The sequence below is a fragment of the Streptomyces axinellae genome (assembly GCF_039532135.1).
Classification (GTDB): Bacteria; Actinomycetota; Actinomycetes; order Streptomycetales; family Streptomycetaceae; genus Streptomyces; species Streptomyces axinellae.
The window spans coordinates 1-7,752 of sequence record NZ_BAAARJ010000045.1 but is presented as its reverse complement, the minus strand read 5'-3'; the positions used below and the strand labels follow the sequence as shown (position 1 = coordinate 7,752).

General features: G+C 72.7%; 3 protein-coding genes. All 3 read left to right on the top strand.

What is annotated here, in order from left to right:
* A partial coding sequence (locus ABD339_RS33230; RefSeq protein ID WP_344570906.1) for an SDR family NAD(P)-dependent oxidoreductase occupies positions 1-4,234 on the top strand: 4,234 nt, incomplete at its 5' end.
* 258 nt (positions 4,235-4,492) lie between these two features.
* Positions 4,493-5,704 (top strand): cytochrome P450, encoded by a 1,212-nt coding sequence (locus ABD339_RS33225; protein ID WP_344570905.1) that lies wholly within the window; start codon positions 4,493-4,495, stop codon positions 5,702-5,704.
* Positions 5,705-5,927: 223 nt separating this feature from the next.
* On the top strand, positions 5,928-7,752 hold a 1,825-nt coding region (locus ABD339_RS33220; RefSeq protein WP_344570904.1), incomplete at its 3' end, for a type I polyketide synthase.

The following is a 7,752-nucleotide window of genomic DNA, read 5'->3' as shown; positions in this document are numbered from 1 at the left end:
CACCCTCACCCACACCCTCACCACCCTCCACACCCACGGACACACACCCAACTGGCACGCCAGTAGCCAAAACCCCTCCACCCCACCGACCCCACCCACCGACCTCCCCACCTATCCCTTTCAACACCAGCCCTACTGGATCCACCCGAAGGCGGCCTCCTCCGATGTGGCCTCTGCCGGACTGGGCACCGCCGGGCATCCGTTGCTGGGGGCCGAGGTCCAACTGCCGGACGGGAGCCGACTGTTCACCGGTCGCCTCGCCCTCGCCGAGCACGCCTGGCTGGCCGATCACGCCGTGCACGGCACCCCCCTGCTCCCCGGCACCGCACTCCTCGACCTCGCCCTCCACACCGCCGCCCATACCGGCTGCGACCGGGTTGCCGAGCTGACCCTTCAAGCGCCGCTGCCGCTGCCGGAGGAGGGGGCCGTACAGCTTCAGCTTCTCGTCGGGGCGCCTGACGAGGAGGGGAGCCGCGCCTTGTCCATCCACTCGCGGCCCTCCCGTCCGCCCGTCTCCGCCACCGAGGACGACGGAGAGGAGGAGGGCGCGGAAGCCCCCTGGACGTGTCATGCCAGCGGGACTCTGACAGCGGACTCCGCGGAGCTTCCCCTTCCGCCGGCCGCCGGGGCCGAGGCGGTGTGGCCGCCCGAGGGGGCCGAGCCCGTCGCGCTGGACGGCTTCTACGCGGACCTGGCGGCCATCGGCCTCGACTACGGCCCGGCCTTCCAGGGGCTCACGGCGGCCTGGCGGCACGGTGCGGACCTGTACGCCGACATCGCCGTCCCCGACTCCCTGGCGCCCGACGCCCCCGCCCATCCTCTCCACCCCGCGCTCCTCGACGCCGCCCTCCACCCGCTCGCCCTCCTCTCCGAGAGCGGCTCGCTGCGGCTGCCGTTCTCGTGGACGGATGTCTCGCTGCACGCGGTGGGGGCGTCGGTGCTGCGGGTGCGGGTGCAGCCGGAGGGCGAGGGCCGGGTGACGCTGCGCCTCGGCGATGCCGCCGGGGGGCCGGTCGCCGAGATCGGGGCGCTGGACGTACGGCCGTTGGACGAGGAGGGCTTCGCCGCTGCGCTGGCCCGCGCGGGTGCCGCCCGCGGCGTCGGGGGCGCCGGGCGCGAAGGCGAGCCGCGCGGCCTCCACCACCTGACGTGGGTGCCGATGACGGTCCCGGAGAGTGATGCCGCTCAGGCGCCCCGGCACATCGCCCTCGTCGGCGCCCCGGCCCGGCCAGACGAGTCCGCGAGGCCGGCCGAGCTGGGTGACGGGCTCGCGCCCGAGGCGACGGTCACCGCGTACGCCGATCTCCGGGCGCTCGCCCGCGTGCTCGACAGCGGCGCGGCCCCGGCCCCGGACCTGGTGCTGGTATGCCCGTCCGCCGAGGCGGAGCCCGGCGGGGATCAGGCAGTCGCGGTGCACACCGCCGCTCACCGGACGCTCGCGCTGGTGCAGGAGTGGCTGGCGGGGCCGTGCTTCGCCGACTCGCTGCTGACCGTCCTCACCCGGCGGGCCGTCGCGGCGCGGGGCGGAGAGCGGCCGGAGGATCTGGCCACGGCCTCCCTGTGGGGGCTGCTGCGCTCCGCGCAGGCCGAGAATCCGGGCCGCATCGTCGTCGCCGACCTCGACGGACGCGCCGACTGGGTACGTCCGCTGCTCGCCGTTCCCGCACTGTCCGCAGCCGGTGAGGGGCAACTTGCCGTACGAGACGGTGAGTTGCTCGTACCACGGCTGGCCGTCGGCCGTCCGGGGCCGACAGGCACCCAGACGGGAACGGCGGCGGGTACGACGGCGAGTACGCCGACGGGCGCGCCGACGAGTGCGCCGACGAGTGCGCCGACCGCTTTGGCGGTGCCGTCCGGGGAAGGGGACGGCTGGCGGCTGGATGTGTCGTCGGCCGGTTCGCTCGACCGCCTCGTCCTGGCCGCCTCCGCCCAGGCCACGGACCCGCTGGGGCCTGGCGAGGTACGGGTGGCCATGCGGGCGGCGGGGCTGAACTTCCGGGACGTGCTGATCGCGCTGGGCATGTATCCGGGCACCGAGGTGATCGGCGGGGAGGGCGCCGGTGTGGTCACCGAGGTCGGCGCCGAGGTCTCGGGACTGTGTGTGGGCGACCGGGTCATGGGGCTGTTCCACGGGTCCATGGGCCCGGTGGCGGTGACGGATCACCGGCTGCTCGTGCGGATGCCGAAGGGCTGGTCGTTCCCGCAGGCCGCCGCCGCGCCCGTGGTGTTCCTGACGGCGTACTACGGACTGGCCGATCTCGGTCAACTCGCGTGCGGGCAACGCCTGTTGGTGCATGCGGCGGCGGGCGGGGTCGGGATGGCCGCCACACAGCTGGCCCGGCACTGGGGCGCCGAGGTCTACGCCACCGCCAGCCCGCCCAAGTGGGAGACCCTGCGCGAACTCGGCTTCGACGACCAGCACATCGCCAACTCCCGCACCCTCGACTTCGAACACCACATCCGCACCGCCACCCGCGGACAAGGCGTCGATGTCGTCCTCGACTCCCTCGCCGGAGAGTTCGTGGACGCCTCCCTCCGCCTGCTGCCGCGCGGCGGCCACTTCCTGGAAATGGGCAAGACAGACATCCGCGAACCCGCACAGATCGCCACCGACCACCCGGGCGTGACCTACCAGGCGTTCGACATGGCGGACGCCGGTCCCGACCGTATCCAGCAGATGCTGCGCGAGCTGCTCACGCTCTTCGAGAGCGGGGTGCTCAGTCCGCTACCGGTCACGGCGTTCGACGTCCGCCAGGCGCCCGCCGCGTTCCGTCATCTGAGCCAGGCCCGGCACACCGGGAAGATCGTCCTCACCCTCCCCCAGCCGCTCGACCCCGAAGGCACCGTCCTCATCACCGGCGGCACCGGCACCCTCGGCGCGCTCGCCGCCCGCCACCTCGTCGCGCGGCACGGCGTACGCCACCTCCTCCTCGTCAGCCGTCAGGGGCCGCAAGCATCCGGCGCCGCCGAACTGGACGCCGAACTCACGGCCCTGGGCGCCGAGATCACCCTCGCCGCCTGCGACGCCGCCGACCGCGAGGCGCTCGCCGACCTCCTCGGCCGCATCCCCGGCGAACACCCCCTCACCGCCGTCTTCCACACCGCCGGAGTGACCGACGACGGGATTGTGACGGCCTTGTCACCGGAGCGGCTGGACGGCGTGCTGCGGCCGAAGGTGGACGCCGCCTGGAACCTGCACGAGCTGACCGCGGGCACCGACCTGTCCGCCTTCGTCCTCTACTCCTCCGCCGCCGGCACCCTCGGCAACCCCGGACAGGCCAACTACGCCGCCGCCAACACCTTCCTCGACGCCCTCGCCCACCACCGCCACACCCAAGGACTCCCCGCCACCTCCCTCGCCTGGGGACTGTGGGAACAGGCCAGCGGACTGACGGAGGGGCTCGGCGCGGCCGACCGGGCCCGTATCGCACGCGGCGGGCTGCTCCCGCTGTCCGACGAGGCGGGCCTCACACTTCTCGACGCGGCGCCGGAGCTGGGCCTCCCGCACGCGGTCCCGGCGGTGTTCGACCCGGCGCTGCTGCGAGGCAGTACGGAGGACGCGACGCCCGCCGTGCTGCGCGGGCTGCGCCGCCGCACGGTGCGGCGGGCCGAGGCCGGGGCGGGAGCGGGCAGCGCCGCACCGGGCGCTTCGGCGGGCCACAGCTCGCCCGGCGACAGGTGGCGGGAGCGGCTGGCGGGACTGGCGTCCGGCGAGCAGGTCGGCGCGCTGGTGGAGCTGGTGCGCGGGGAGGCAGCCGCCGTGCTGGGCCATCCGGACACGACGGCGCTGGGGGGCGAGCGGGCCTTCAAGGACGCCGGGTTCGACTCCCTGACGGCCGTCGAACTGCGCAACCGGCTGGGGACGGCTCTCGGCCTGCGGCTGCCTGCCTCGCTGCTGTTCGACCACCCCACCCCGGCAGCCCTCGCCGAGCACCTGCGCACCGAACTGGCCCCCGGCGAGGCCGATGTGACGGGGGCGGCGCTGGCCGACCTGGAGCGGCTGGAGACCGTCGTCCTCGCGGCCGGCCCCGACGACGGGGCACGGGCGCTGCTCGCCGCCCAGCTGAAGGAGTTCCTGGGCAAGCTGACGGCCACCGCGCCGGCTTCCGGCGCACCGGGGGGCGCGAGTGGTGTACCCGGAGCGCGCGGACCGGATGATCCCGCCGACATCTCGGACCGGATCGACGCGGCGTCCGACGACGACCTCTTCGACTTCATCGACAATGCGCTCTGAAAGCGTCCGCGCCCTTCACATTCCGTTGTGTCCGCCCGATTTCCCCGCCCGGCTTTCCCGATGCCCCATCCGGCTTCCCGGCCCGGATTTTCCCGTCCGACGCCTCACCCGGATTTCCCGTCACGACGTTCCCGTCCGACCCTCCACCCGGATTCCCCGTTCCGGCATTCCCCTCCGACTCCCCATCCGGCGCCCCTTTCCCGATTTTCCCGTCCGGGATTTCCACACCCACCCCGCATTTCACCGACAGGAGTACATATGACCAGCAGACCGAGCACCGTCGCCGCCTTTCCGACCGCGCGAAGCTGCCCGTTCGACCCGCCGCCCGACTTCGCGGCGCTGCGCGCCGTGCGGCCGATCGTCCGCATGGCCTACCCGGGCGGGAGGGACGGCTGGCTGGTGACCGGGTACGCGCTCGCGCGCGACGCCCTCACCCACCCGGCCCTCAGCGCCCGCCACGAGCTAAGGGCCTCCCCCATTCCGATGCCGCTCGCCCCGTCGGTGGCCCCGCGCGGCGTGTTCATCGGCATGGACGCCCCCGAGCACACCCGCTACCGGGGCCCGCTCAACCGGTACTTCACGGTGCGCCGCGTGCGCCAGCTGGAGCCGGCCATCGAGAAGGCGACAGCCGAGCGGATCTCGGCGCTGGAGAAGGCCGACTCTCCCACCGACCTGGTGCCGGAGTTCGCGATGCCGATCCCCGTACAGGTCATCTCCGAACTGCTCGGCTCCACCGACGAGATCACCGACGAGATCCAGCGGCTGCGCACCACCACCCTCGACCGGCGAAGCCCCCCCGTCGCCGCAGCCGCCGCCATCGGCGCGACCAACGCGCGCATGGCGGACCTGGTGCGCCTGCGCCGGGCCAGCCCCTCCGACGACCTGCTCAGCGCGCTGATCGCCGACGGCAGCCTCGACGACGGGGAGTTGGCGGGCCTGGCGATGATGATGCTGATCGCCGGGCACGAGACAACGGCCAGCATGCTCGCGCTGGCCATATACCTCCTGTTGAGCGACGAGGACCTGCGCGCTGCCGTCCTGAGCCTGCCGGACCCGTACGACACCCATGAGGCGGAGCTGTCCGATGCCATGGCCAACGAGTTGCTGCGCTATCTGTCGGTCACCCAGTTCGTCAGCCGCGCCGCGACCGAGGACCTGGAGCTGGGCGGAGTGCGCGTCAGCGCGGGCGAGACCGTCACCGTCTCCCTCTCGGCCGCGAACCGCGACCCCGAACAGTTCGACGACCCCGAGGCGTTCCACACCGCCGGGCCACTCCGCAGCAACATCGCCTTCGGGCACGGCATCCACCAGTGCATCGGCCACAACCTCGCACGGGCCGAGATGAAGATCGCGATCCCCGCGCTCTTCCGCGCCTTTCCCCGCCTCCGACTCACCGAGTCGGCCGGGACATTGGGCACCCGCGAAGGCTTCACCATCCACAGCGTGGACCGGTTGCCCGTCACCTGGTGATGCTGCCCGTCACCTGATGATGAGGCTCCGGGCCGCCGCCTGATAACGCGCCACCTTCCTTTCCGTACGCGCACGACTCACCGACACACCGACACACCGACACACCGAGTCACCGGGTCACCGGCTCCACGACTCACTGGCTCACCGTGGTCACCAACTCCACGACTCGACTCACTGGCTCACCGACTCACTGACGACGGAATTCCGAGGTCGACGGCAGACGATGAACGAGGACAAGCTCCGCGGATACCTGAAGAGGGTCACCTCCGACCTGCACCAGGCCCAAAAGCGCATCGGCGAGTTCGAGGCGAAGAGCCACGAGCCCATCGCCGTCGTCGGAATGGGCTGCCGCTTCCCCGGTGACGTGCGCTCGCCCGACGACCTGTGGCGCCTGCTGCGCGAGTCCCGCACGACGGACTCCCCCTTCCCCGACAACCGGGGCTGGGACATCGAGGGGCTCTACGACCCGGATCCGGACGCACACGGCAAGACGTACGCCGCACGCGGGCACTTCCTGCACGACGCGGACGGGTTCGACGCCGACTTCTTCGGCATCAGTCCCCGCGAGGCGCGCGCCATGGACCCGCAGCAGCGGCTGCTGCTGGAGACGTCCTGGGAGGCGCTGGAGCACGCGGGCATCGTCCCCGGCGAGCTGCACGGCAGCAGCACCGGCGTCTTCACGGGCGCGGCTGCCGTCGAGTACGCGTCGCTGCGGCGCGGCGGGCCCGAGTCCACGGACGGCTATCTGCTGACGGGCAACCTCAGCAGCGTCGCCTCCGGCCGTATCGCCTACACCTTCGGCTTCGAGGGCCCGGCGGTCACGGTCGATACGGCCTGTTCGTCGTCGCTGGTCACCGTGCACATGGCTGTGCAGTCACTGCGCGCCGGCGAGTGCTCCACCGCGCTGGCGGGCGGCGCGACGGTCATGCCGCACGCGGGGGTCTTCGTGGAGTTCAGCCGCCAGCGCGGCCTCGCGCCCGACGGCCGCTGCAAGCCGTTCGCCGCGTCAGCGGACGGCACGGCCTGGGGCGAGGGCGTCGGCATGCTCGTCCTTGAACGCCTGTCCGACGCCCGCCGCCTGGGCCACCACGTCCTGGCCGTCATCCGCGGCTCGGCCGTCAACCAGGACGGCGCCAGCAACGGCCTCACCGCACCCAACGGCCCCTCCCAACAACGGGTGATCCGGGCCGCGCTCGCCAACGCGGAGCTGCCCGAAAGCGGTATCGACGCCATCGAGGCCCACGGCACCGGCACCAGCCTCGGCGACCCCATCGAAGCCCAGGCCCTGCTCGCCACCTACGGCCGCAACCGGCCCGCCGAGCGCCCCCTGTGGCTGGGCTCGCTCAAGTCGAACATCGGCCACACCCAGGTCGCGGCCGGGGTCGCGGGCGTCATCAAGATGGTTCTGGCCCTGCGGCACGGCATCCTGCCGCCCACCCTGCACGCCAGCGAGCCCTCCCCGCACATCGACTGGTCCAGCGGCGCTCTCGCCCTCCTGTCCGAGGCCCGGACCTGGCCCGAGACCGACCGGCCCCGGCGCGGAGCCGTCTCCGCCTTCGGGATCAGCGGGACGAACGCCCACGTCATCCTCGAAGCCGCACCCGAGGCCCCCGCCGAAGAGCACCCCGAACAGGGCGAGTCCCCCGGCCCGCCAGTGCTGCTGTCCGCCAAGAACGAACCCGCACTACGTCAACAGGCCGCGCAACTGGCCACGTTCATCAGCGAACGGCCCGAGGTTGATGTCGCCGAGATCGCCCGCACCCTGGCCACCTCACGCACCCACCACCCCCACCGGGCCGGCATCGTCAGCCAGGAGCGCGGGGAACTGCTGGAAGCACTGCGGGCGCTGGCGGAGGGGGAACCGCACGCTTCGCTGGTAGAAGGGGTGACCCCCGCGGACCCGGGTAAGACGGTGTTCGTTTTCCCCGGACAAGGCTCGCAATGGGCCGGCATGGGCGTAGAACTACTGGACTCCTCCCCCGTGTTCGCGCAAAGTCTGCGCGAATGCGCCGACGCCTTGAGTGCGTACGTGGACTGGGACCTGTTCG